This window comes from Ruegeria sp. HKCCSA071, from assembly GCF_017872555.1.
Taxonomy (GTDB): Bacteria; Pseudomonadota; Alphaproteobacteria; order Rhodobacterales; family Rhodobacteraceae; genus Ruegeria.
This window is the reverse complement of sequence record NZ_JAEDOX010000001.1, coordinates 456567-482235: the sequence shown is the minus strand read 5'-3', so window position 1 is coordinate 482235 and position 25669 is coordinate 456567. Positions and strand designations below refer to the sequence as shown.

Sequence of the window (25669 nt, the reverse complement as noted above, 5' to 3'; positions counted from 1 at the left end):
TCAAAGGGAAGGTCCAGAGGCAAAAATCATCCATTATTCCATTTGTTACTGCCGTGATGGTTGACGGGCCGTCAGGTGCGTGGTTTGGCTTTCCCGGGTCGAGAACGGGATTTGAGTGCTAAATGTTGCGATCGCTTTATGACTGGACAATTCGTCTGGCGGAACACCCTCATGCGCTTTGGGCGCTGGCCGTAGTGGCTTTTGTCGAAAGCTCGTTCTTTCCAATCCCCCCCGACGTTCTGATGATTCCAATGATCCTGGCGCGCCCGTCGCGCGCCTGGCTGATTGCAACCGTAGCCCTGGTGGCTTCGGTTCTGGGCGGGATGCTGGGCTACGCGATTGGTGCGTTTTTCTATGAAAGCCTTGGGCAGCCCATTCTTGAATCCATGGGCAAGGCCCATGCGATGGAAGAATTCAACACCCGCTTCAACGATTTCGGGTTCTGGGCGGTACTGGCCGCCGGAGTGACGCCTTTCCCCTACAAGGTCATCACCATCATGTCAGGCTGGACAGGAATGCCGCTTGGAACATTCATCGCAACGTCGATACTGGCACGCGCGCTCAGGTTCTTCCTTGTTGCGGCCCTGCTTTGGGGCTTTGGCGAGCCGATCCGTGAATTTATCGAAAAACGCCTGGGGCTGATGTTCACCTTGTTCATCATCCTGTTGTTTGGCGGCTTCCTGGTGGTGAAATACCTATGACGAGACGTTCACAACTTATCGCACTGGCAAGTCTTGGGTCGCTGGCCCTTCTGCTGGCAGCTTTTGGCTTTCAGCATCTGGGCGGCCTTGCCCCGTGTAAAATGTGTATCTGGCAGCGCTACCCGCATGGGGTCGCAATCGCGATTGGCGTTTTGGCGCTGGCCTTACCAAGGCTAAGTTTCCTGCCCCTCTGTGGCGCAATGGCCGCTGCCACCACTTCGGGCATCGGGTTCTATCACGCCGGTGTTGAGCAAGGATGGTGGGAAGGTCCGACCAGTTGCACATCCGGTAGCATTAGTGGGATGTCGAATGACGACCTGTTCGATCAGATTATGTCCGCGCCTTTGGTTCGCTGCGACGATATCCCTTGGGAACTGTTCAACATCTCGATGGCTGGATGGAATGCCATTGCCTCGGCTGTTCTGGTGCTGATCTGGCTCGCGGCATGGCGGTCAGGCAGAGCCTAGAATTCGTCCAGTTCCGCATCCCAATACAGAAAATCGATCCAGCTTTCGTGCAAGTGATTGGGGGGAAATTTCCGACCAACATTGCGCAGTGCTTCGGCGTCAGGCTGGCGGGGTGGCTTACGCAGGCTCATTCCTGCCTGACGGAGCGATTTCGACCCTTTGCGCAGATTGCACGGGCTGCACGCCGCCACAACGTTCTGCCAGCTGGTCACCCCACCAGCGGCCCGTGGCACCACATGATCAAAGGTCAGATCACCGCGACTGCCACAATACTGGCACCGGAACTCGTCTCTCAGAAATAAATTAAAGCGCGTGAAGGCCACGCGCTTTCTGGGTTTTACATAGTCTTTCAAAACAACGACCGAAGGTATTCGGATCTGCGTACTCGGGCTGCGAACCACTTCATCGTATTCGGCCACGATGTCGACCCGATCCAGCCAGGCCGCCTTGATCGCCTCTTGCCAGGGCCACAGGGACAACGGGTAATAAGACAGGGGGCGATAATCGGCGTTCAAAACCAATGCCGGATGATGCTTCAATGCACCTGGCTCCCTGACAAATTCGGTCCTGAAGTCTCCGTCCATATCAGAATCGCTCCTCGCTCTGCTCTGCCCTTTTTGACATCAGAGCGGGGAACACCCGCCCCGGCCTTAGTTTGACTATATATCGTGTTAATACTCTGACAAGCCCTGATTTTCCACAATATGTCGCAAACTGGGTAATGCGAATCCGTAACAGGCACATGACAGTTATCCACAGCTTGCGCGGGGTGCACTCTTCGGGGTATGCGCACGTCATGTCCTGGTTCATTCGCTTCAACAAACCTTACGATGTACTGCCGCAGTTCACCGACCGCGACAATGCGGATACTCCGCGCAGTACACTGTCCGATTTCATCGATCTGCCCGGGGTTTATCCCGCCGGTCGACTGGACCGTGACAGCGAAGGTTTGATGCTTCTGACTGACCACGGCAAGTTGCAGGCGCAGATCTCGGACCCCAAGCACAAGATGGCAAAAACCTATTGGGTTCAGATCGAGGGCATTCCGGACGAAACTGCCCTGAAAGCTCTGCGAAACGGCGTCGAGTTAAAAGACGGCCTGACCCGTCCGGCTAAGGTGCGCCAGATCGACGAGCCAGGCAACCTGTGGCCCCGTACCCCGCCAATCCGCGAGCGCGAGACGGTACCAGACAGTTGGATAGAACTGTCCATACGCGAAGGCAAAAACCGTCAAGTGCGTCGAATGACGGCCGCCGTGGGCTTGCCGACCCTGCGCCTGATCCGCTGTCGCATTGGTGACTGGACGTTGGACGATCTGGAACCGGGCCAGTGGGACAGCCTGCCCATGCCATCCCTGAACACCACACCGCAACGAAAACGCGACCGTCGACCACGCCGGTGACATACCCTGCCCTGATCTGCTAAACTTAGGTCATGAAACTAACTCCCGGAATACCGGCCCCTTCGGCGATTCTGGAAGCGTCGCTTTATGTCGATGATCTGGACGCAGCGGAACAGTTTTACGGCGAAGTACTGGGCCTGGACCGCATTCAGCGCGTCGCCAACCGCCACGTGTTTTACCGAATTGGCGGATCGGTCCTGCTGATCTTTAACCCAGAACAGACGGAACAGCCGCCCCTCAACCCGGACATGCCCGTTCCGCCCCACGGCGCCCGCGGTGCCGGGCATGTGTGTCTTGTACTGACCCGTGATGAAATCGCAGTGATGCGCAAGCACCTTCTGGACTGGAATGTCCCCGTAGACGCAGAGTTTGACTGGCCCGGAGGCGCGCGTTCCTTGTACGTGCGCGACCCGGCCGGAAACTCAGTCGAGTTTGCGGAAGCGCATCTTTGGTCTTGATCCGATGCGAAACACCGGTGTTCCGCTGATTTGATCTTACCGGCTAAAGGCTCAGCTTGTCGCGCATGAAGGCCAGGGCCACACTCAGCCCGTCCGGGGCGATGCCGTGCCCGGTGCCTTTCATGACATGAGCATAGACCTCTTTGAAACCGGCGGATTGCAGGGCCTCTGCCGCTTCGGGCAAGGATTGTGGCGGGACGACGTCGTCGGCATCGCCATGCACCAGCAATACCGGCATCCGGCTGATGGTTTCGTCTGCCAGAAGGTCCGCCTCTAGCAAACGTCCAGAGAAAGCGACAATTCCTGCCACGGGGTCTTCGCGGCGGGGCGCGACATACAGGCTCATCATCGTACCCTGGCTGAAACCAAAAAGGACAACCTGTTCGGGCAACAGGTCTTCATCCACCATCAGAGCATCCAGAAAGGCATTGAAATCCTCGACCGCCATTTCCATGCCCCTGCGCGCCTCTTCCTCAGACGAACCGTCAATCCAGGGAATGGGAAACCACTGAAAACCATTGGGCATTCCCGGGATCTGCTCGGGCGCGTCCGGGGCCACGAACAACGTGTCGGGCAGGTGTTCACCCAACGGGTCGGCCAAACCCAGCAGATCGGCACCGTTTGCGCCATAGCCATGTACGAACACCACAACCGAGCGCGTGTCGCCCGAAACAGGCTCTTTCCGGAGCGCATTCAAAACCCGTGTCATCTGATCCCTTCTCTTTGCTTTGCAACCCGGTAATAGGCCCACAGCACCCGCGCCGCAACCGAGCGCCAGGGCGACCAGGCCTCGGCCATCTTGCGCAGTTCTTTGTCCGTTGGACGGTTGGGCAGGTCATAAAGGATGCGCGCGGCCTCTTGCAGCGCCAGATCACCGGGGGCGATCACATCAGCGCGACCAAGTGAGAACATGGCGTATATCTCCGCGGTCCAGACGCCAATGCCTGACACTTGCGTCAGCGTGGTCAAAACTTCCGCATCAGAGGCATCACGTAACGCTTTGTAATCTATACGCGCTTCCACCAAAGCCCTTGCATATCGGATCTTCTGACGGCTTAACCCTACAGCCCGAAGATCGTCATCCGTTGCCCACATGATCTTACGCGGACCCGTCAGTTTGGCCTCTTGCAGGCGTTTCCATATTGCATTGGCCGAAGCCACACTGACCTGTTGGCTGACAATGGCACTCAGCAGTTGCGCGAACCCGTCGGGACGGCGACGTAACGGCAATGGGCCAGTCTGTTCCATTGCATAGGCCATGCGCGGACAGCTCTGGGCCAGCCATTCAGCCCCTTCCGCCACACAATCCGGCGTTTCGATGATGCGGCCAACAGGCATCTGGTCTCCCTGCTCGGTTGTCACTGGCACGTTAGGCGCATGTGCCGCAGATGCAACCGGGTTGTGCCTCAAACACTTAGCCGATAACCATTCGGCCATGACCATGATCTCGACCCTTCCCGATGACCGCCAGGCCAAACGCAACGTCGCCGTCTTGGTGGCGGCGCAGGCCATTCTGGGCGCGCAGATGCCCGTGATGTTCATCGTCGGTGGGCTGGCAGGCCAGTCGCTGGCGACCAATCCCTGCCTGGCAACATTGCCCATTTCGCTGATTGTTCTGGGATCGATGCTGGCAGCCACGCCAATCTCAGCCATCATGCAAAAATGGGGGCGTCGGGTTGGGTTCCTTGTCGGGGCAACCGCCGGTGCTCTGGGCGGGTTGATCAGCGCTTATGGGCTGTTCCTGGGCTCGTTTCCCATTTTTCTTGTCGGCAGCCTGCTGACCGGCATCTACATGAGCGCGCACGGGTTCTATCGCTTTGCAGCGGCAGACACCGCATCAGACGATTACCGCCCCAAAGCGATTTCCTATGTCATGGCTGGAGGGCTGGCGGCCGCCATCATTGGCCCGCAGATCGTCAAGCTCACATCAGAAGCCTATGTCATCCCGTTTCTGGGCACCTATCTGGCCGTCATTGGGATCAATGTTCTGGGGTCCGCCCTGTTCTTCTTTCTTGACATCCCAACGCCTGCAAAACCCACCGACACCGAGCCCAAGGGGCGGTCGCGACTGGAGTTGCTGAAAACACCCCGCATCGCCGTGGCCATCATATGTGCCATGGTATCTTACGCGCTGATGAATCTTGTGATGACCTCAACTCCGTTGGCCGTGGTGGGTTGTGGTTACTCGGCCAATGACGCGGCTGACATCGTCACCAGCCACGTGCTGGCCATGTATGTGCCCAGTTTCTTTACGGGTCACCTGATCGCCCGGTTTGGCATCGAAAGGATCGTGGCGCTGGGTCTGGCGATTCTTGCAGCCGCTGGACTGGTCGCCTTGCAGGGCGTTGATTTAGGGAACTTTTTCGTTGCTCTCATTCTTCTTGGTGTTGGGTGGAACTTTGGCTTTATCGGCGCGACCACGATGCTGGCCGCATCGCATGAACCGCAGGAACGCGGTCGGATGCAGGGTCTTAACGACCTGCTGGTGTTTGGCGGAGTGACTATGGCCTCGCTGGCTTCGGGTGGATTGATGAACTGCTCGGGTGGGTCCCCGGTTGAAGGGTGGACAGCAGTCAACCTTGCCATGATTCCGTTGCTGACATTGGCAGGCGGGGCCCTGTTGTGGCTGGTTCTGCGACCTGCCGACCCGGAACGGGCCTGATCACCAGCGCCCGCTGCCCGCAGTCCACATCAAGGACAGCCGCTGCTGTATTTCTCGCGGTACAAGATCACCGGAGGCGACACGTTCGGGTCGGGCTATGGCTTGCTTTAAAACCCGTTCGGCCAACCAACCGGAATATAATGCTGGCCGTGCCTCGGCCGAAATCTCAGCCCGATGCGATCTAGCTTTTTGCAGGCGATTCAAAGCGGTTCCGGCCAAGGCACGCACCCCTTCAATGGTACCGTCCAAAAGCGGTATCCGCCCGCGTTGTTCCAATTCAGGAATAGCCCTCAACCAGTTCGACACCCCAACCGCATATCCAAAGTCACGCAACACAGTTTCATCGGCCGCCCCCAGCGCCTGAGCTGATGCAACAACCAATGAGCCCGTACTGTGATCGATGTAGGCGTCAAAGTGATCCTGATCCTCGAACGGATCACGGTATATATCCCAACGCCTTACAGCCACATATTCATCCAAAACACCAGCCAGATGGGGCGAAAGAACCCGTGACAAGGGTGTCACCACCTCGTGCCGCCGTACGGTTGCCCCTTCTGCAATTTCCTGTAGCGCGTCTCGCCACCATTGCAGCCGCATCTCGGCGATCATCGGCTCTTGCGTCACCCAGGGCGCGCGGGCAACTTCGACGTTGAGCGCGTAAATCGGGAACAGAACTGCACGATCTGCAACCGGTGCAGCCATCGCTGCGCGGAAACGATCTGGATCAGCCCGCTGCACAAGTGCCGCGCAGGCTTTGACGTCTTGGTCAAAGACCACGCTCACTCGGCTGCTGCCTTTTTCGGATCACAGTCGCGCACCAGTTTCCACTGAATCGCATCCAGAAGCGCCTCGAAAGACGCATCGACTATGTTCGCGCTGACGCCCACGGTCGACCAGCGCCGCCCCTTACCGTCTTCGCTGTCGATGATGACACGTGTGACCGCTTCGGTGCCGCCTTGCGTAATACGCACCTTGAAGTCGACCAGACGCATATCTGACAGCACCTGCGAATACTGGCCCAGATCCTTAGCCAGCGCCTTCGCAAGGGCGTTCACTGGCCCTCTGTCGCTGCCTGACTCGTCCATGGATTCACTCACAGACAGCTTCTTTTCACCATCCACTTTTACGACAACAACGGCCTCGGATAGGCTGACCATCTTGTTGTATTTGTTCTTACGCCTTTCAACGGTGACTTTGTAACGCTTGACCTCGAAGAACTCAGGTAACTGACCCAGTTCTTCCCGCGCCAGCAGTTCAAAACTGGCCTGAGCGGTGTCATAGGAATATCCATCCGCCTCGCGGGCCTTTATCTGGTCAAGGATGCGGCCAAGTGCGGGGTCACCTGCCTCAACACGCAAACCAGCCTCGGTCAAACGCTTGCGCAGGTTTGACTGACCAGCTTGGTTCGACATCGGAATGATGCGGGCGTTCCCGACGCTTGCGGGGTCCACATGCTCATATGTCGATGGGTCCTTGAGGATCGCGCTGGCGTGCAGTCCGGCCTTATGTGCAAAAGCCGACGCCCCGACGTAAGCCGCCTGCTTGCTGGGCACCCGATTCAGGACATCATCCAGCATCCGGCTGATCCGGGTCAAACCAGCCAGAGCCTCACGGCTGACACCAATATCAAACTGCGACGCATAGGGTTCCTTCAACAACAGCGTCGGGATCAAAGCGGTCAGGTTCGCATTGCCGCAACGTTCGCCCAAACCATTCAATGTGCCCTGAATTTGCCGTGCACCGGCCTCAACAGCAGCCAGAGAACAGGCAACGGCATTTTCGGTATCGTTATGGGTGTGAATGCCCAGCCGATCACCGGGCAGCCCGGCTGCGATCACCTCGGATACAATCCGCCCGACCTCGGACGGCAAAGCGCCACCATTTGTGTCGCACAGGACAACCCACCGCGCGCCCGCCTCAAGCGCTGCGCGACAAACATCCACGGCATATTCCGGATCGTCCTTGTAGCCATCAAAGAAATGTTCCGCATCAAAAAGCGCTTCACGCCCCTGCGCGACGATATGCGCGACCGAGGCACGCACGTTTTCCGTGTTTTCTTCCAGTGAAATGCCAAGCGCGTGGGTGACGTGATAATCATGCGACTTGCCGACCAGACAAACAGCCTGCGTTCCCGCATTCATCACCGCAGCCAGCACATCGTCATTCTCGGCTGATCGTCCAGCGCGTTTGGTCATGCCGAACGCCGTCAACCGGGCCGAGGTCTTTGGGGCCACCTCGAAAAACGCGCTATCGGTCGGGTTGGCGCCGGGCCAACCGCCTTCGATGTAATCCACGCCCAATGCGTCCAGCGCCTGCGCGATCTGCACTTTTTCAGCGGTCGAAAACTGCACACCCTGTGTTTGCTGCCCATCGCGCAGGGTTGTGTCGTAAAGGTAGAGGCGTTCCTTGGTCATCAGACCTCCTCCAGCTTGGCAGCATCAAAACCGGCGCCCGGCACCAGTTCGACACCTTCCTTGCTCATTCGAACCTCAAGCCCCGCCGCTACATATGCTGCCTTCAAGCGATCAACTTCCGAGAAGTCCTTGCTTTGCATCGCGGTGGCTCGTGCTTTCGCCAAACGGTCCGCATGGGCGGTCAGGTCGACAGATGCGGTGTCGGCCCAGTCGCCCATCTCAGGCAAAAGCAAACCCAGCAGTTGCGCACTTGCCAACAGGCCTGCGGCGTCACCATCTGAAGCCAGACGGTAAAGCTCGCTCATGGCACCTGCCGTATTCAGATCGTCACTTAGTGCTGCGATGACTTCAGGTGCCGCGCTGGCGGCAGGCTCGATGCCCGCTGTCAGCGCCCGCCATTTGCGCAGCGTCGCCTCGGCCTCATGGGCCTTTTTCTCGGTCCAGTCCATCGGCTTGCGATAATGCGTCTGAAGAAAGACGAAGCGGATCACTTCACCCGGCACGCTCTGCTCCAACAGATCGTGCACGGTAAAGAAATTGCCCAGCGATTTGGACATTTTTTTTCCTTCAACCTGCAACATCTCGTTATGCAGCCAGACCCGCGCGAATTCGCCATGCGGGTGCGCGCATTTGCTTTGGGCGATCTCGTTCTCATGATGCGGGAACATCAGGTCGTTGCCACCACCATGGATATCAAAGCTCTCACCCAGCAGTTCATAGCTCATGGCTGAGCATTCGATGTGCCAGCCCGGACGTCCCCGGCCCCATGGGCTGTCCCAGCCCGGCAGTTCATCGGTCGAAGGCTTCCACAACACGAAATCCATCGGGTTTTTCTTGTATGGTGCCACCTCGACCCGCGCACCTGCGATCATGTCATCGACCGACCGGCCAGACAGCTTGCCATAGCTTTCTTTCCAGCTGTCGACCGCGAACAGAACATGGCCTTCGGCGGCATAGGCGTGGCCCTTGGCGATCAGGTCTTTGATCATCGCGATCATCTGGGCGATATACTGGGTCGCGCGTGGCATCTGGTTGGGTTCCAACGCTCCCAACGCCCCCATGTCGTGCAAGTACCAGTCGATGGTCTCGTCCGACCGCTCCTGCACCAATTGTTCCAGCGTGCCTTCTGCACCAGCCTGCTTGCGCGCCAGCGCCGTCGCATTGATCTTGTCGTCCACATCGGTGAAGTTGCGCACATAAGTCACATGCTTTGCGCCATAGACGTAGCGCAAAAGGCGATAGAGCACATCGAACACAACCACCGGACGGGCATTACCCAAATGGGCGCGGTCATAGACCGTTGGGCCACAGACATACATCCGCACGTTTTCAGGATCGATCGGTACGAAGTCTTCCTTCGTCCGCGTCCGTGTGTTGTGCAGCTTGATCGTCGTCATCGGTCGGGCTCCTAAGAAACAGCAAAGGCTTGCGCGTTGGCGCGGGCTTAGCAACTTGTCTCAGGGATGAAAACGAAAGAAACCGGCCCGCTTGATAAATCAGCAGGTAATGCAGCAGATAATGATGCAGGTCACCGGGTTCATGGGACATCGGTTAGCATGGGATCATTCACAAGCCAAGTGTTGAGTTTGCCACCCCCGTTGGGCACAGTGCCGAACATGGACCGAGATTTCGTCAATTCCATCTGCAAAACGCTTCCCGGTGCTGAACTTTCCGATCCCTGGGGCGGTGGCCATGACGCCTGGAAAATTGGTGGCAAGATGTTCGCCTGTATCGGAATCGCAAATGACGGTGTTTCCGTCAAAACGCCCGATATCGAGACGGCGCAGATGCTGATAGACGCCGGGATCGGCGTAAAAGCCCCCTATTTCCACCGCAGCTGGGTGCGTCTTCCGTTTGAAACCGGCGCTGACGAAATGCGCCATCGTTTGACTGTGTCCTATGACCTTGTCCGCGCATCATTGACCAAAAAAACTCAGGCCTCGATAGCGCCGCAAAGCTGATTGACAAACGCCTGCCGCTCTGTCCCATTCAGCGCAGAGTAACCGGGACCCTTGTCATGAAATTGTCCAAGCGCATCACGCAGATCACCGGCGGCAGCGACGGGTGGGAGGTGTTCAACCGCGCCCGACGGATGCTGAATGAAGGGCATGTTGTGACAGAATTGACAATCGGCGAGCATGACGTTCGTACCGACCCTTCGATCCTGCACGCTATGGACTTGTCGGCCCGCAACGGTCACACCGGTTATGCCACGGTGCCCGGAACAGATTTGCTGCGCGATACGGTTGCTGCCCGGGTTCAGTCCCGCACAGGTATTCCAACGACGCGCAACAATGTAATGATCACGCCCGGTGGGCAGTCCGCCCTGTTCGCGGCGTATATGGCGGTGTGCGATCCCGGCGACACCGGGCTGTTTCTGGACCCGTATTATGCCACTTATCCCGGGACGATTCGCGGCGCCGGGGCCATTGCCCGCGCTGTTCGGACCGCTGCAGAGGATGCATTTCAACCGCGCGCCGATTTGATCGATGCAGCCGCGGAAGGCGCGGTTTCGCTGTTGATCAACACACCGAACAACCCGACCGGAGTGGTGTATTCCCGTCAGTCACTTGAAGCCATTGCCGATGTTTGCCAACGCCGTGACCTGTGGTTGATATCAGATGAAGTCTATGACACCCAGATCTGGGAGGGTGAGCACCTGTCCGCCCGCGCGCTGCCCGGAATGGCCGACCGTACCTTGGTGGTTGGATCAATGTCCAAATCTCATGCCATGACCGGGTCCCGATGCGGGTGGATCGTTGGTCCTGAACACGTGATCCGTCACCTGATAGATCTGGCTACTCACACAACCTATGGCGTACCGGGGTTCATTCAGGACGCGGCCAGCTTTGCACTCAACGCAGGACAGGAACTTGAAAACAAGATCGCCGCGCCATTCCGTCGCCGCCGTTCATTTGCGATGGACATATTGGCGGCACAGAACACAGTGGGGCTCGTCCCGGTGCAGGGTTCTATGTATCTGATGCTGGATGTGCGGGCGACCGGCCTGACGGGTGAAGAGTTTGCGAACGCCCTGCTGGACACTCATGCGATTGCCGTCATGCCGGGCGAAAGCTTTGGCAAAGCCGCTGCAGGGCACATTCGGGTCGCCATGACCGTGGATGATGAGAAATTTGTCAGTGCCTTGAAAACCCTGTGCGCGTTTTCAGCACAGCTCGCCAAGCGACACGCGGCTGAATAGCCGCATTCAAAACCGAAATGTCGTACGCAGGTTGAAAACATTGGTGTCCAGACTGCCGCTGGACCGGGTGACATCGTCGAAATTCTGTCGCAACGCTTCACCGCTGATAACTAAATTCTCGCCAATCGGATAGGCCAGTCCGATTCCGTAAACCGCGGCTGTGTCACTGTCGACCGATGTATCAGCCCGCGCCGCGCCTACGACCACGTATCCCAGAGCGTTGCCAAAATCATATCCGCCACGCAGTTTCAAGCTGGTCATGCTGTCGAGACTGCCCTGAGACTGGCCAAGGTTCAGGGACAGCCGATTATACTCCAACTCACCGCCCAGAACAAAATTCCCAAAATCCTGATCATAGCCCAGATGCGCACCAAAGGCCGTATCATCGCCATTTGCACCACCCGGACCATCAGCATCTGCAAATCCAAAACTGAAACCAGCATACCCGCCAGTCCAGTCCTCGGCGGCAACAGGGTCAGCACCGGCGAACATTATCGCAACAACAAGGACGGAAAAAGGTTTCACAGTCGGGTTCAATGCAACACCGCTCTGGTTTCGATCAGAGGCATGACTTCAATTCAATCTGTGGCCTACTGGTTCATAATTCAACTCACAGGCGCAGACCTCAGAAGTAAGTGAATGCAGTGTAACAGATTCCCGCCGAAATGGGTGAAAATATCGGCGCATGATTATCTGGCAAAGTGACGGCGAGATTTGTCCGCGTGAATAATTTTCAAAGGTCGCAAATAGAACAGATTGTGTCGCAGTGTTTTGGAATGCTCGCGCAAGACGTTGAGGGGCAAAATGGCAGACGACGACTGGAAAATCAGCCTGATCAGCCGCACCATTGGGGCAGATCGTGGGCGTGCCGCACGAGGACGGCCGTAAAGGTGTGCTTGCTGACACCTTAAGACATCACTCAACGACCGGATTCTTGAAATGAACGACCAACCCCGCAATTCTTCGCGCAGTGGCGGCCGTGCCGCGCGCCGAGCTGCCCGTGCAACTGCACTGCCCGAGCACCTGCGACCTGTCCGCCCCGGAATGGAAGGCGGCGTCCTGAATGTACTGACACAGGCACAGATCGAACGCATCCACGAAGCAGCACTGACCGCGCTTGAAACCATTGGCCTGGCGGACGCGCCGCAAAGTGGCATTGACTATCTGGTCGGTGCGGGCTGCACCTTGGGCGACGATGGACGTATCCGTTTCCCCCGTGCCCTTGTCGAGGACACGGTTGCTAAGGCGAACCGTTCAGTCACTTTGTACAGCCGGGACGGTAACACCGATCTGGAACTGTCGGGCACCAAGGTGCACTACGGTACGGCCGGAGCGGCCGTGTCCATGGTCGACGTCCACGGTCGGGAATATCGCCATTCCACCGTGCAAGATCTGCACGATGCCGCACGCATCTGCCAACAGCTTGATAATATACACTTTGTGCAGCGGCCAATGGTCTGTCGTGACATCGCGGACAACCTCGAAATGGACCTCAACACGATTTACGCCTGCTGTTCAGGGTCATTCAAACACATCGGGACATCTTTCACCGAACCAAGCCACGTCGCTCCAGCGATGGAGATGATCTATATGATTGCGGGCGGTGAAGACAAATTTCGCGAACGACCCTTCGTGTCGAACTCGAACTGCTTTGTTGTTCCTCCAATGAAATTCGCAACCGAAAGCTGCGAAGTGATGGAAGCATGCATCAAGGCCGGAATGCCTGTCTTGCTGCTATCTGCTGGTATGGCCGGAGCCACAGCGCCGTCGACCATCGCCGGTGCGATCACGCAAGCAACTGCGGAATGCCTGGCGGGATTGGTTTATGTTAATGCCGTAAGTCCCGGTGCTCCGGCGATTTTTGGCACCTGGCCGTTTGGTTTGGACCTGCGAACCGGTGCCATGTCGATCGGTTCAGGGGAACAGGCCCTTCTGACTGCCGGATGTGCCCAGATGCACCGGTTCTACGACCTTCCGGGCGGAGCTGCGGCTGGCGCATCGGATTCGAAACTGCCCGATATGCAAGCCGGATGGGAACAGATGTGTTCGAATGTCATGGCAGGTCTGTCCGGTCTGAACATGGTATATGAGGCAGCCGGGATGCATGCCTCGTTGCTGGGGTTCTGCCTGGAAAGTCTGATCCTCAGCGATGATTTGATCGGACAGGCGCAACGCTGTGTACGCGGGATCGAAGTGACGGATGACACGCTGGCACTGGATCAAATGGCGGCGGTATGCATGGGCGGCCCAGGCCACTATCTGGGAACTGACGCAACGCTGAGCCGGATGCAGTCAGATTACGTCTATCCGACTTACGGAGATCGCTCCTCACCGAAAGAGTGGGTTGAGCTTGGCAAGCCCGATCTGGTGGAAAAAGCCGTGGCAAGGAAAGAGGAAATCCTTTCCACCCCTTCCCCAGCAAGGTTCGACCCGGTTCTGGACGCCGAACTTCGAAAAAAATTTAAAATCCATCTTCCCGCTTAAGGTGATGAAAATGCGGCCCGAAAGGGATCGGGCCGCCTGTTCATACAATGCCTACCCGTCGCTGGGCGGCAACAATCCTGCCTCCTGCGCGATCGCGACCTCGTCTGCATCCAGCGCTCCGTCACCATTGGCATCCATGGCCGAGAAGGTATCGGCGCTGACTTCCGGTACGACTGCCTGAATTTCCTCGATGGTCAGCAGACCATCACCGTTGGTATCGGCTGAGGATTGGGCCGAAGCAACGCCGGGCAAGCCCAGAACGGCCATGGAAAGCCCGATCAAATAATGCGATTTCATTTCAGTGCCTCCTGAAAGGTGTGTTTGTGTTTACGTCCGGACGACGCCCAGAAGCACATGGGCCCCCCTGCGCGTCACGCGCTTTGGTAGAGTATCGTGATTTCACGCCAATCTTTGCGTGTTTGCCCGAGTCGGGTTTGCGGCCCTCCGCCTGAAGAAGCCGGCAAAACCTGTATCGGCGGCTCTTGCCCGACAGGACCACCTCGATCCGGCAATGTGGCGCTTATCCGGGACGACTCGGAAGGACAAAAAGAAAGGGGGCCGAAGCCCCCTGTCAGTTTCGCCTTCCAGGCTCATTTCGTTGACCGCCCGGTGTTTTTTTGCCTGCGGCCTGGACTGCGCATGGGGCGAGCGCACCCGCCCCGTGAAAGAGTGGGAGGGAGCAAATATTCCGCCCCACCCTGTTCCCGGCCAACACGGGCATGTCGGCCGAGTGGAGAAAGGTCACTTGGTAAGTCTCAGACCTGTTCTCCGTATTCGTCGGGGTCGGTTACTTAGGGCAGCGTCCGACCCCTACGCCCCGGGGTGCCGGGGCGCTAAAGTCAGCTACACCCGCTTGTCGCGCCGCAGGTATTGCACTTCATGCAAGTGCCGTTACGCACCAGCGTGTAGTTTCCGCATTCGCCACAGGGGTCGCCCTCATAGCCCTGCATCTTGGCTTTGGTGCGGGCGTCCATCCCGGTTGCCACTGCCGTTTCGGTGGCAGGCGCTTCGAACACAGTTGCCGTTTCCGACATTCCGGCCACGTCGCCATAACTGCCGTTTAACACCATCAGATCCTGTGGCAGACGCTTGCGCAGATACCCTGTCGAGCTGATTTGTTTCAACACTTCCAACGACTTGGACGCCGCAGTTTCACTGATTTCCGAAACGTTAGAAACGCCTTCATCTTCACCGCGGCCCAGATCATCAAAGGTCGCGCCCTCGGGTTTCACATGAGCCAGATCGGTACGGTCCAGATAGGACACGGCCAATTCGCGAAAGATGTAATCCAGGATCGAGGTCGCGTTCTTGATCGAGTCGTTGCCCTGCACCATCCCTGCCGGTTCGAACTTGGTAAAGGTGAAGGCGTCGACAAACTCCTCCAGCGGCACGCCATATTGCAGCCCGACCGACACGGCGATGGCAAAGTTGTTCATCATCGCCCGGAAGCCAGCGCCTTCCTTGTGCATGTCGATGAAAATCTCGCCCAATTGACCGTCTTCAAACTCACCTGTGCGCAGGTACACTTTGTGGCCGCCAACGATGGCCTTCTGAGTATACCCCTTGCGGCGATGCGGCAGTTTCTCGCGATGGCTGCGGATCATTTCCTTGACCACAACCTTTTCGATCACTTTTTCGGCCAGAACGACGGCTTTTTCCTGCGCCGAGCCGCTTTCCAGCACTTCGGCCGCCTCGTCGTCGTCCTCGACCAGTGCTGCCGCCAGAGGTTGCGATAGCTTCGAGCCGTCTCGGTAGAGCGCGTTGGCCTTCACACCCAGCGACCAGCTGAGTTCATAGGCTTTCTGGCAATCCTCGATGGTCGCGTCATTCGGCATGTTGATCGTTTTGCTGATCGCGCCCGAGATGAAGCTCTGTGCCGCAGCCATCATGGTGATGTGGCTGTCAACCCCAAGGAAACGCTTGCCTTTTTTTCCGCACGGGTTGGCGCAGTCGAAGATCGAGTAGTGTTCTTCCTTCAGATGCGGCGCGCCTTCCAGCGTCATGGTTCCGCAGACGTGATCGTTCGCTGCGTCGATATCCGCCTTGGTAAAGCCCAGATGGCGCAGCAGATCAAACGTTGGGTCATTCAGCTTGGTCGCTGGAATGCCCAGAACACCGGTGCAGAAATCTTCGCCCAGTGTCCACTGGTTGAAGACGAACCGGATGTCGAATGCGCTTTCCAGTGCGGCATCCACCTTGGCCAGCTCATTCGGGCCAAAGCCGTGGCCGGTCAGCGAGGTGTGGTTAATCCCCGGCGCGTTGCCGATGGTGCCGTGACCAACGGCATATGAAACGATCTCTTCGATCTGTGACGAGGAATAGCCCAGCTTTTCCAGCGCCGACGGGACCGAGCGGTTGATGATCTTGAAGTAACCGCCACCGGCCAGCTTCTTGAACTTCACCAGAGCAAAGTCTGGCTCAATCCCGGTGGTGTCGCAATCCATCACCAGACCAATGGTGCCGGTGGGCGCAATCACCGTGGCCTGTGCGTTGCGGTAGCCGTTTTTCTCGCCAAGGCTCAGCGCCTCATCCCAAGCGGACATGGCCAGATCGACCAGACGCTTGTCGGGGCAGTTACCATGGTCCAGAGGCACGGGCTTGACGGCCAGTTTCTCATACCCGTCGGTCACGCCTTGCGCCGCGCGGCGGTGGTTGCGGATGACGCGCAGCATATGCTCGGCGTTGCGCTCATAGCCTTTGAACGGACCCAGCTCCCCCGCAATCTCAGCCGAGGTCGCGTAGGCCACACCGGTCATGATCGCGGTCAGTGCGCCGCAGATCGCCCGGCCCTCATCCGAGTCATAGCTGTAGCCCATGTTCATCAGCAGACCGCCGATATTGGCATAACCCAGACCCAGCGTGCGGAAGTCATAGGACAGTTGCGCGATTTCCTTTGACGGGAATTGCGCCATGGTCACCGAGATTTCCAGCGTCAGGGTCCACAGGCGAGAGGCATGCATATAATCCGCCGCCTGGAACTCGCCATCCTTAAGGAAGGTCAGCAAGTTCATCGAGGCAAGGTTACAGGCCGTGTCATCGAGGAACATGTATTCCGAGCACGGGTTTGAGCCGCGGATCTCGCCGTCTTCTGGACATGTGTGCCACTCGTTGACCGTGTCATGGAACTGGATGCCCGGATCGGCACAGGCCCAAGCGGCGTGGCCGACTTTCTCCCACAGGTCCCTCGCCTTGACCGTCTTGGCGACCTTGCCGTCAGTTCGGTTGATCAGTTCCCAATCGGCGTCTTTCTCGACAGCGGTCAGAAACGCATTGGTGACGCGGATGGAGTTGTTCGAGTTCTGGCCCGAAACCGAGCTATAGGCTTCCGAATCCCAGTCAGTATTATAGGTCGGGAACTCGATGCTGTCGTGGCCCTGCTTGGCATAATCCAAGACACGCTTGATGTAAGTTTCCGGGATTGCGACCTTTTTCGCTTCACGAACCGCCTTTTTCAGCGCGTCGTTCCTGTTCGGATCATAAGCGTCATCAGCGACACCATCCCAAGACCGGATGGCCTCGAAGATGCCGTTCAGCATCTTCTCGTGCATCTTCGATCCGGCAACGATCGAGGCCACTTTCTGCTCTTCGATCACCTTCCATTCGATGAATTGTTCGATGTCGGGGTGATCCGCATCGACAATAACCATCTTTGCTGCCCGACGGGTTGTCCCGCCTGATTTGATCGCGCCGGCGGCGCGGTCGCCGATCTTTAGAAAGCCCATCAGGCCCGAGGATTTGCCACCACCCGACAGTGCCTCGCCTTCGGCCCGCAGATGGCTGAAGTTGGTCCCGGTGCCCGAGCCGTATTTGAACAGGCGCGCCTCGCGCACCCACAGATCCATGATGCCGCCTTCGTTCACCAGATCATCATCGACAGACTGAATGAAACACGCGTGCGGCTGCGGATGCTCGTAGGCGGACTTGGATTTGGTCAGTTTGCCGGTTTTGAAGTCGACATAGTGGTGCCCTTGCGCCGGACCGTCGATCCCATAGGCCCAGTGCAGGCCAGTGTTGAACCATTGCGGGCTATTTGGCGCGGCGCGCTGGGTCGCCAGCATGTACCGCATCTCGTCAAAATAGGCGCGCGCATCCTCCTCGGTAGAAAAGTAACCACCTTTCCATCCCCAGTATGCCCACGCACCGGCCAGTCGGTCAAAGACCTGCTTGGAGGAAGTCTCGCCCTCGAATTCAGCATTTTCAGCGGGAACCGACCGCCAAAGGAATTCGGGTACGTCTTTTTCCTTAACTTTCTTCAGTTTGGACGGAACACCAGCTTTGCGAAAGTACTTCTGGGCGATTACGTCACTTGCCACCTGCGACCAGGGTGATGGAACTTCGATCCCTTCCAGACGGAATACAATGGTTCCATCAGGATTGCGGATTTCAGACGTAGCGGACACAAAATCCAGTTCTGAATAGGCATCCTGACCTGGTTTGGTGAATTTTCTTTCAATCTTCATGTCCGCAGCCCTAGTTAAATTCCGCCCAGTTTTCGGTTCACGGCACTTCATATTGAGTTGCGGAGCACCACCGCAACGCCGACAGAAGCGCACAAAGGTACAGGTCGCTGCTTTGTGCAGCGAAAAAGCCGTCACTACGGCTGCACGACATTAGACTGTGCGTATCCGACCCTCGCCCGTTACCGTCCCAGCTTGAACACCAGATATTGTGGCAATTTCTTCGGCTCATACAATCTGACGTATCTTACCATAGAAGGTCAACGCCCTTTTTCAGCCAAAATTGAAATCTTTTTTGTTGACCTGACCGTGACAGGAAGGGGGCGAGACTCAGGGCATGATTCCTCCACAGGCTTGCCCGCGGTAAGTTTTCGATCACAACCCGAAGTCTCAAATCGAATTACCGTTTTTACCAGCATAGTTATCTGTAATTGATCAACCAACGCCGCACTGATTAGGTTGCAATGGAATCACCTTCGCCGGGTCTGTCGAACCCACGCTGAACGACCAAAGGTTCACTCCGGATTGAGAAAGGCCAAACGAATGAAGTTGCTTCGCTTTATCCCCGCATTGGCCTGCATCGTGGCCTGCACGCCACAAGAAATGCCCACCCCGTCACGTAGCGCACTGTTCGAAACCCATCCCAAAAGGTTATTTGAGGCTTTCGAAACCAGTTGTTCTGGTCCCGGCAAGGTCTTTGAGAAAATCGGCGAACAGGCTTTTGAATGTAGCGAGTATCTGCCCCCAAAAGCGGCGGCCTATTTGATTCTGAACTATGACGGATTTCCGCAGGACCTGCCCCAGAGTGTCATGCGCCTGACATCGTCAAAAACAGGTTCCGGCTATCGCGTCGACACACGTTCGTACTTTAAAGTACCGCAGAAAAGCGGTTTGATCGTTGAAGTACCATTGGAAAGTGACACGCTGGATCAGGCGATCAGCTCCTTGTATCGGGCGATGGGCGGAACGCCCACATGAGAATGTGAAGGAAGTGGTCGGGGCGGCAGGATTCGAACCTACGACCCCCTGTACCCAAAACAGGTGCGCTACCAGACTGCGCCACGCCCCGGACCGTGCGCCTTCCTAACGATGCCAATCTGATTTGAAAAGCCCTAACAGGGCCAAATCGCAGGGCCTTGCGAAAAAATTTCGTGCTGCATCTGAGTGCCGACGCCGATAGAGTAGCGCGCGGACAATCCCGCATTGATTTCCAGCACCGCAAAAATGGCATCACCACCTTCAATCGGTGTCAGATCGCCGGGAATCGCTCTCTCATGTACATGTGTCACCGTGCCCGTACGGTCCAGAAATATCATGTCGAGCGGAATCAGTGTGTTCTTCATCCAGAACGCGACGGGTTGCGGTGGATCAAACACGAACAACATACCCGATCGATTCGGCAACGACTCGCGAAACATCAAACCCCTTGACCGTTCCTGTGGCGTAATCGCCACTTCCACGTCAAATCGGATTGTCGCGCTGTCGTTTCGGAGTGTGACATGGTCGGCGCTGCATGCAGCAAACGCCCCCCCTGTCCACAGCGTGATCAGAAGGGTCCAGAATACCAGAAAACGAGTCATGGAACCGTCAGCCGTCCAGCGCGGCTTCCCAGGCGAGAACCTGCGCCGCCATTCGGCCGCGCTTGCCATCAATTACGCGCATCGCAAGCGCCTCTCCGGGCTGAAGGTCAGCAAGCCCCGAGCGCCGCAGCACTTCTATGTGCAAGAACACGTCTTCTCCGCGCCCAAAAACATTTGCGAACCCGAAGCCCTTGCCTTTGTCGAACCACTTCACCCGCGCAGCCTCCAAAGGGGCTTCTGCGATAGCGTCCGGATCCAACTCGGCAAAATCAGCCAGCATCATCGACTCGGCGCGCGCTGGCGGGTCGATTGCAACAACCTCAACCGCTTGGACACCTCTGTCCGTGCGATGTGTCATGATTTCGATACCCGCACCGTCCGCGACGGAACTCTGACCGAAATTGCGCAAAACATTCACATGCAACAGGATGTCTGGCCCGCCTTCGTCCGACACAACAAAGCCGTATCCCTTAGCGGGATCGAACCATTTCACGTGTCCACGGACGCGATACATATTGTTCAGGTCTTCTGGCACGGTTTTCCCATCGCGAATTTTAGCAGTTCGTTAAGGGTCTGTTGTTTATGGGATTGGCGGGCAAATTCAAGCTGAAAAAATCGTTTACTTTCTGCCTGTTGCATTTCACGACACGTGAACGTCATGGATTCAACCTTTCAACATGCCATGCCGATCCCGGCTCAATTCGTTTCCATCTGAACCGGTCATGCAAGCGAAATGCTCCATCGGCCCAGAACTCAATTTCTGTCGGCGTTAATCGGTACCCGCCCCAGAACGGAGGGCGTGGTGGATTCGGCCCTAGTTTAGCGGTCACTTTCGCGACCTCTGCCATCAAAGCTGTGCGGCTTGAAAGCGGTTGTGACTGCTTTGAAGCCCAGGCACCCAACCGGCTTTTCAATGACCTTGATGCATAATATGCATCAGCTTGGGGCCCGTTTTCACGACATATTGTACCACGAACGCGAAGTTGACGCCGCAAAGATTTCCAATGCATTACAAATGCAGCTTTTTCCGACGTATCCAGCTCGTTCGCTTTGGCGCTTTCGTAGTTTGTATAAAATACAAACGAATCCGCCTCAATTTCCTTTAGCAAGACCATGCGTGCATTTGGCAAACCATCCGGGTCTACGGTTGCAAGCGCAATCGCATTCGGATCATTCACCTCAGTTTCTTCAGCCTCAGCTAACCACCGGGCCGCAATTTCAAACGGATCGGAGCCAGCAAAGATGCCTTCACGCTCGGTCATTTCCATCCCCTGGAAAGTATTAACGACGAACCTAAGGCGAGAACCCGCTGCGAGCAAGAGCGCACGGCCTTGATGCAGCGCAACCAATGGCATAAACCAACTCAACATAACGCGAAGACAGGCGGAGAACCAAACATGTCAAATCAGTTGATGGCCGGCAAACGTGGCCTCATCATGGGACTGGCCAATGACAAATCGATTGCATGGGGAATCGCCCGCGCCTTGTCCGAAGCCGGAGCTGAACTTGCCTTTTCCTACCAGGGTGATGCTTTAAAGAAACGTGTGGACCCACTGGCTGCGCAGCTCGGGAGCGAAATCGTTCTGCCCTGCGACGTGAGCGATGAGGCATCTATTGATGCACTCTTTACGGCGCTGGAAGAGAAATGGGGTAAACTGGATTTCGTCGTTCACGCCATCGGTTTTTCTGACAAGAACGAATTGCGTGGACGTTATGTGGATACAAGCCGGGCCAATTTCACGCTGACAATGGATGTATCCGTTTATTCGTTCACTGCGGTTATGCAGCGCGCGGAAAAGTTGATGTCCGAAGGCGGCAGCGCGATAACGCTGACCTATTACGGAGCCGAGCAGGTCATGCCGCATTATAATGTGATGGGTGTTGCAAAGGCCGCTCTGGAAGCGTCAGTCAAGTATCTGGCCGAGGATCTGGGCAAGGACGGCATTCGCGTGAACGCGATTTCCGCCGGTCCGATCAAAACGCTGGCCGCCAGCGGCATTGGCGATTTCCGCTACATCATGAAATGGAACGAGTACAACTCTCCGCTGCGCCGCAACGTGACCATTGACGATGTCGGCAAGTCGGCCCTGTACCTGCTGTCAGACCTAAGCAGCGGCGTCACCGGTGAGAACCTGCACGTGGATTCGGGCTACCATATCGTCGGAATGAAGGCCGTTGACGCCCCAGACGTGGAAAAAGGTTAAGAACATGAGCGCTAAGGATCGCCTGCCGCACGAAAAAGGATTTCACATCAGCTGGGACCAGATCCACCGCGACTCGCGCGCATTGGCGTGGCGTCTGGACGGACAAGGCCCCGATGACGGCAGCTGGCGTGCTGTGGTGGCGATCACCCGCGGCGGCATGGCCCCTGCGATGATCGTAAGCCGGGAACTGGATATTCGTACTGTCGATACGGTCAGCGTCAAATCCTACCATCATCAGGCTCAGGGTGAGGCCGAAGTTCTGAAAGCACCCGATGCCAAATTAATGGGCGACGGAACCGGAATTTTGATCATCGACGACTTGGTAGACAGCGGGAAAACACTGGAATTGGTTCGGGAGATGTATCCGAAAGCGCATTTTGCGACGGTTTATGCAAAACCCAAGGGACGCCCAATGGTGGATACGTTCATCACCGAAGTCAGTCAGGACACATGGATCTTTTTCCCGTGGGACATGGCCCTTCAGTATGTCGAGCCCTATCGGGGCACCGATTGAATTCAGATCAGTAGGCAGCACATGACGCTCAGCCGGACCGCCGCAACATTTGCGCCGCCAGTGATGGAAGCGCGCCGATGGCTCGAGGGTGTTACGTTCCCGCCCGAACGTCCGTTGATCAACGTCAGCCAAGCGGCGCCGGTTGACCCGCCGCCGCTGGCGTTGCGCGAGGCTATGGCCGAATTTACCGTGCGCGAAGACCATGCGCATCTTTATGGCCCTGTGCTGGGAAATAATGATCTTCGCGCGGAACTGGCTGCGCAGATCAGCGAGCATTACGCAGCAAGTGTTGAGGCACCTCAGGTTGCTATCACCTCAGGCTGCAATCAGGCGTTTTCAGCAGTGATTTCGGCCATCACAGGTGAAGGGGATGAGGTTATTCTTCCAACCCCATGGTATTTCAATCATAAAATGTGGCTGGATATGTCGGGTGTCCACGCTTTGGACCTGAAGTCCGGCGACGATTTGCTGCCCGACCCTGAGAGCGCACGCGCGCTGATCACGGACAAAACACGTGCCATCGCTCTGGTCACGCCCAATAATCCCGGCGGCGTTGAATACCCGGCGGACCTTGTCCGCGCCTTCTTTGAGCTGGCGCGCGAAACCGGGATTCACCTAATCGTCGACGAAACCTACCGTGACTTCGACAGTCGCAGCGGGCCGCCACATGATCTGTTCCAGCAACCAGACTGGGATCAGACGCTGATCCACCTTTATTCCTTCTCTAAGGCCTACAGGCTGACGGGTCACAGGGTCGGTGCCATTGCAACGGGACCTGCACTTTTGGCTGAGGTCGAAAAGTTTCTTGACACCGTTGCCATTTGCCCTGGTCAGGTCGGACAGTTCGCCGCGCTTTGGGGTATGCAAAACTTGTCGCAATGGCTGGCAGGGGAACGCGACGAAATACTCGACCGTCGTGCTGCCATCCTTGAGGGTATGCCCGCGCTGGAATCCGAAGGTTGGCGCCTTTTGGGACTTGGGGCGTATTTCGCCTATCTGGAGCATCCGTTTGACATTCCGTCTGACGAGCTTGCTCGGCGTTTGGTGCGTGAAGCCGGTGTTCTGTTATTGCCCGGTACCATGTTCATGCCCGCTCACCACCCGGACGGGAAACGGCAAGTGCGCATTGCATTCGCCAACCTCGACCGCACAGGTTTGGGCCAATTGTTCAAACGATTGCAGGGCCTGTCCTTCTAAGCTTGCCCCCCGGCGGTGTGCGTCGTATTCAAGGCGGCAACCGACAGGGCAGAACGCTGCCGAAATAACAAGAGGGCACCATGGCCGCAGGCGCTAAAAGTCTTTCGAAAACCTTTGTCTGGATTCTGATGGGCATGCTGATGCTGGGGCTTGCGGGGTTCGGCGCGGTCAACCTGAGCGGCACAGTCCGTACTGTGGCGCAAGTTGGTGATGAAAGCATCTCGATCGATGATTTTGTCCGCGAGTTACAGCGCGAGATCCGCGCGGTTGAGGCGCAATCGGGTCAGCCCCTGCAAATGTCGCAGGCACGCGATCTGGGGCTGGATCGCAATGCGCTTGCCCGCCTGACGGCCTTGGCGGCGTTGGACAACGAGGTGAGCCAGCTCGGGATTTCCATAGGGGATGAAAACCTGCAAAAAGAGATCGTGTCTGTCCCGGCCTTTCAGGGCGTAGACGGCAATTTCGACCGCGAGGCATACCGCTTTCAGCTTGAACAGGTCGGCATGACGGATTCCGAGTTCGAGTCGGACCTGCGCAAAGAATCTGCCCGTACGATCGTTCAAGGTGCGATCATGGGAGGTGTGGAAATGCCCGCAACCGTGACAGACACAATGGCCAACTACATTGGTGCCCGTCGCAGCTTTACTGTTGCAACCGCAGGGGCCGAGGCATTGGAAGACCCCGTGGCCGAGCCGACTGACGCACAGATTCAGACCTACTATGACGAAAACGCTGAGCAGTTCACCCTGCCCCGCACGAAACAGCTGACGTATGCGATTCTGTCTCCGGCCATGTTGGTGGACACGGTTGAGGTTGACGAAGAAGCCCTTCGCAAACTTTTTGAAGAGCGGTCGGACGAATATAATCAACCGGAACGCCGTTTGGTCGAGCGCCTGAATTTCCCGGATGAGCAAGCAGCCAATGACGCCAAGGCGCAACTTGAGGTCGGCGGAACGACTTTTGAACAACTGGTTCGCGACCGTGATCTGGAACTTTCCGATATCGATCTCGGCGACCTGACACGTGAGGATCTGGGCGAGGCCGCCGACGCCGTGTTCGCGGCAGAGCTTGACGCCGTTGTCGGCCCTCTGCCTTCGGTATTTGGCCCCGCCCTGTTCCGTGTCAACGGATCCCTGGCTGCAAACAGCGTTCCCTTTGAGGAGGCCGAACCGGCCCTGCGCGAAGAACTGGCGACAGAACGCGCCCGCCGCCTGATCGAGGCACAGTCCGAAGACATAAACGACATGCTGGCTGGCGGTGCGACTCTGGAAGAATTGGCAAATGAAACCGAAATGGAACTGGGTCAGATCGACTGGACCCGCGACAGCGCCGAGGACATAGCAGCCTATGACGGGTTCCGCGCTGCCGCCGAAGCCGTGCAAGAAGGAGATTTCCCTGAAATCTCATTCCTCGAAGACGGATCGATCTTTGCCTTGCGCCTGAACGACGTTCTGCCGCGTCGCCCCGAACCGCTGGAAAGCGCACGAGACAGTGTCGCTGCGGCTTGGGTACAGGCAGAGACCAATAAAGCCCTGTTGGACAAAGCAAACGCCGCACTGAGCCAACTGGCCACCGATGGTGACTTCGCAGCGACTGGCCTGCCATTCCGCGTTGAAAACGCACTGACACGCACCGCGTTTCTTGATGACGTTCCCGCCAGTTTCATGAACGAAGTGTTCCAGATGGAACTCGGTGAGTTGCGCGTCGTTGGCGGAAATGGTGCAGCGTTTCTAGTGCGTCTGGACGAGGTTCTGCCCCCCGAGGATTCCGACGAACTGCGCCGGTTGCGCGACGCACTGGCAACGCAGATGGATCAGGCGCTGTCACAGAATATTTTTGACGCATACGTACGGGACGCTCAGACCCGCGCCCGCCCGGTCGTGGATCAGCAGGCGCTGAACGCCGTGCAGGCGAGCTTTTAAGCGAG

Annotated in this window: 25 protein-coding genes and 1 tRNA gene; 13 read left to right on the top strand and 13 right to left on the bottom strand. The window is 57.1% G+C overall.

All coding sequences use genetic code 11. The features are described from left to right. Nucleotides 1-122 precede the first annotated feature (122 nt). Both I9188_RS02405 and I9188_RS02400 read left to right on the top strand, forming a co-directional pair. The gene (locus I9188_RS02405; RefSeq protein WP_209503842.1) at nt 123-701 is read left to right on the top strand and encodes a YqaA family protein; all 579 of its coding nucleotides are present in this window, start codon (nt 123-125) and stop codon (nt 699-701) included. Beyond that, the gene (locus tag I9188_RS02400; RefSeq protein ID WP_209503841.1) at nt 698-1168 is read left to right on the top strand and encodes a disulfide bond formation protein B; all 471 of its coding nucleotides are present in this window, start codon (nt 698-700) and stop codon (nt 1166-1168) included. The genes I9188_RS02405 and I9188_RS02400 overlap by 4 nt, the downstream gene beginning before the upstream one ends. On the opposite strand, the gene I9188_RS02395 is transcribed toward I9188_RS02400, so the two are convergent. Then, entirely contained in the window at nt 1165-1752 is a 588-nt protein-coding gene (locus I9188_RS02395) for an HNH endonuclease (protein ID WP_209503840.1), read from the bottom strand. The genes I9188_RS02400 and I9188_RS02395 overlap by 4 nt on opposite strands. A gap of 212 nt (nt 1753-1964) precedes the next feature. Here I9188_RS02395 and I9188_RS02390 point away from each other — a divergent pair, with 212 nt between their 5' ends. After that, nucleotides 1965-2570 carry an rRNA large subunit pseudouridine synthase E gene (locus I9188_RS02390; RefSeq protein WP_209503839.1) on the top strand — a complete coding sequence of 202 codons (606 nt, stop codon included), beginning with the start codon at nt 1965-1967 and terminating at the stop codon, nt 2568-2570. A 32-nt stretch (nt 2571-2602) separates the two neighbouring features. Continuing rightward, nucleotides 2603-3028, top strand: a complete 426-nt coding sequence (locus I9188_RS02385) for a VOC family protein (protein WP_209503838.1) — start codon at nt 2603-2605, stop codon at nt 3026-3028. Between the two features lie 43 nt (nt 3029-3071). Here the strand turns inward: I9188_RS02385 and I9188_RS02380 are convergent, their stop codons facing one another. Further along, nucleotides 3072-3737, bottom strand: a complete 666-nt coding sequence (locus tag I9188_RS02380) for an alpha/beta fold hydrolase (RefSeq protein WP_209503837.1) — start codon at nt 3735-3737, stop codon at nt 3072-3074. Continuing rightward, nucleotides 3734-4366, bottom strand: coding sequence for a DNA-3-methyladenine glycosylase 2 family protein (locus tag I9188_RS02375; RefSeq protein WP_209503836.1), 633 nt, complete (start codon nt 4364-4366; stop codon nt 3734-3736). Before I9188_RS02375 ends, I9188_RS02380 begins: the two co-directional genes overlap by 4 nt. 97 nt (nt 4367-4463) lie before the next feature. Here I9188_RS02375 and I9188_RS02370 point away from each other — a divergent pair, with 97 nt between their 5' ends. Further along, nucleotides 4464-5690 carry an MFS transporter gene (locus I9188_RS02370; RefSeq protein ID WP_209504886.1) on the top strand — a complete coding sequence of 409 codons (1227 nt, stop codon included), beginning with the start codon at nt 4464-4466 and terminating at the stop codon, nt 5688-5690. On the opposite strand, the gene I9188_RS02365 is transcribed toward I9188_RS02370, so the two are convergent. From I9188_RS02365 to cysS, 3 genes are read right to left on the bottom strand one after another with little or no spacing between them, the layout of a single operon-like run. Next, a complete protein-coding gene (locus I9188_RS02365; RefSeq protein WP_209504885.1) occupies nt 5691-6467 on the bottom strand; it encodes a squalene/phytoene synthase family protein in 777 nt (258 codons plus the stop codon). It abuts the gene before it with no gap. 2 nt (nt 6468-6469) lie between these two features. Beyond that, nucleotides 6470-8104 carry a citramalate synthase gene (gene cimA / locus I9188_RS02360; protein ID WP_209503835.1) on the bottom strand — a complete coding sequence of 545 codons (1635 nt, stop codon included), beginning with the start codon at nt 8102-8104 and terminating at the stop codon, nt 6470-6472. Then, complete coding sequence (gene cysS, locus I9188_RS02355) at nt 8104-9501, bottom strand: cysteine--tRNA ligase (RefSeq protein ID WP_209503834.1); 1398 nt, start codon at nt 9499-9501, stop codon at nt 8104-8106. Before cysS ends, cimA begins: the two co-directional genes overlap by 1 nt. A 219-nt stretch (nt 9502-9720) precedes the next feature. On the opposite strand from cysS, the gene I9188_RS02350 reads away from it, so the two are divergent. Together I9188_RS02350 and I9188_RS02345 are read left to right on the top strand one after the other, a co-directional pair. Continuing rightward, a complete protein-coding gene (locus tag I9188_RS02350; RefSeq protein WP_209503833.1) occupies nt 9721-10065 on the top strand; it encodes an MmcQ/YjbR family DNA-binding protein in 345 nt (114 codons plus the stop codon). A gap of 56 nt (nt 10066-10121) precedes the next feature. After that, the gene (locus tag I9188_RS02345; RefSeq protein ID WP_209503832.1) at nt 10122-11306 is read left to right on the top strand and encodes a pyridoxal phosphate-dependent aminotransferase; all 1185 of its coding nucleotides are present in this window, start codon (nt 10122-10124) and stop codon (nt 11304-11306) included. Nucleotides 11307-11312: 6 nt separating this feature from the next. Here I9188_RS02345 and I9188_RS02340 read toward each other — a convergent pair whose 3' ends face one another. Beyond that, nucleotides 11313-11831: an outer membrane beta-barrel protein gene (locus I9188_RS02340; protein ID WP_348540315.1), complete on the bottom strand. Its 519-nt coding sequence runs from the start codon at nt 11829-11831 to the stop codon at nt 11313-11315. Between the two features lie 414 nt (nt 11832-12245). Between I9188_RS02340 and I9188_RS02335 the strand changes: the two genes are divergently transcribed. Next, nucleotides 12246-13790, top strand: coding sequence for a trimethylamine methyltransferase family protein (locus I9188_RS02335; protein ID WP_209503831.1), 1545 nt, complete (start codon nt 12246-12248; stop codon nt 13788-13790). A gap of 51 nt (nt 13791-13841) precedes the next feature. Here I9188_RS02335 and I9188_RS02330 read toward each other — a convergent pair whose 3' ends face one another. Together I9188_RS02330 and I9188_RS02325 are read right to left on the bottom strand one after the other, a co-directional pair. Beyond that, nucleotides 13842-14087, bottom strand: a complete 246-nt coding sequence (locus I9188_RS02330; protein ID WP_209503830.1) for a hypothetical protein — start codon at nt 14085-14087, stop codon at nt 13842-13844. A 542-nt stretch (nt 14088-14629) separates the two neighbouring features. Further along, nucleotides 14630-18250 carry a vitamin B12-dependent ribonucleotide reductase gene (locus tag I9188_RS02325; protein WP_209503829.1) on the bottom strand — a complete coding sequence of 1207 codons (3621 nt, stop codon included), beginning with the start codon at nt 18248-18250 and terminating at the stop codon, nt 14630-14632. A gap of 540 nt (nt 18251-18790) precedes the next feature. Between I9188_RS02325 and I9188_RS02320 the strand changes: the two genes are divergently transcribed. Beyond that, entirely contained in the window at nt 18791-19225 is a 435-nt protein-coding gene (locus I9188_RS02320) for a hypothetical protein (protein WP_209503828.1), read from the top strand. A gap of 14 nt (nt 19226-19239) precedes the next feature. Here the strand turns inward: I9188_RS02320 and I9188_RS02315 are convergent. The 4 genes from I9188_RS02315 to pdxH form a co-directional block, all read right to left on the bottom strand. Next, nucleotides 19240-19316, bottom strand: a tRNA-Pro gene (locus tag I9188_RS02315). A gap of 43 nt (nt 19317-19359) precedes the next feature. Then, nucleotides 19360-19827: a DUF192 domain-containing protein gene (locus I9188_RS02310; protein WP_209503827.1), complete on the bottom strand. Its 468-nt coding sequence runs from the start codon at nt 19825-19827 to the stop codon at nt 19360-19362. A gap of 7 nt (nt 19828-19834) precedes the next feature. Further along, nucleotides 19835-20362 (bottom strand): cold shock domain-containing protein, encoded by a 528-nt coding sequence (locus I9188_RS02305; protein ID WP_209503826.1) that lies wholly within the window; start codon nt 20360-20362, stop codon nt 19835-19837. A gap of 121 nt (nt 20363-20483) precedes the next feature. Beyond that, nucleotides 20484-21089, bottom strand: a complete 606-nt coding sequence (gene pdxH / locus I9188_RS02300) for a pyridoxamine 5'-phosphate oxidase (RefSeq protein WP_209503825.1) — start codon at nt 21087-21089, stop codon at nt 20484-20486. A gap of 135 nt (nt 21090-21224) precedes the next feature. Here pdxH and fabI point away from each other — a divergent pair, with 135 nt between their 5' ends. The 4 genes from fabI (at nt 21225) to I9188_RS02280 (ending at nt 25664) form a co-directional block, all read left to right on the top strand. Next, nucleotides 21225-22031, top strand: a complete 807-nt coding sequence (fabI, locus tag I9188_RS02295; protein WP_209503824.1) for an enoyl-ACP reductase FabI — start codon at nt 21225-21227, stop codon at nt 22029-22031. 4 nt (nt 22032-22035) lie between these two features. Then, on the top strand, nt 22036-22545 hold the full coding sequence (gene gpt / locus I9188_RS02290) for a xanthine phosphoribosyltransferase (protein ID WP_209503823.1): 510 nt from the start codon (nt 22036-22038) through the stop codon (nt 22543-22545). 21 nt (nt 22546-22566) lie between these two features. Continuing rightward, nucleotides 22567-23742, top strand: a complete 1176-nt coding sequence (locus I9188_RS02285) for an aminotransferase (RefSeq protein WP_209503822.1) — start codon at nt 22567-22569, stop codon at nt 23740-23742. 80 nt (nt 23743-23822) lie between these two features. Continuing rightward, on the top strand, nt 23823-25664 hold the full coding sequence (locus I9188_RS02280; protein ID WP_209503821.1) for a SurA N-terminal domain-containing protein: 1842 nt from the start codon (nt 23823-23825) through the stop codon (nt 25662-25664). Nucleotides 25665-25669: the final 5 nt, after the last annotated feature.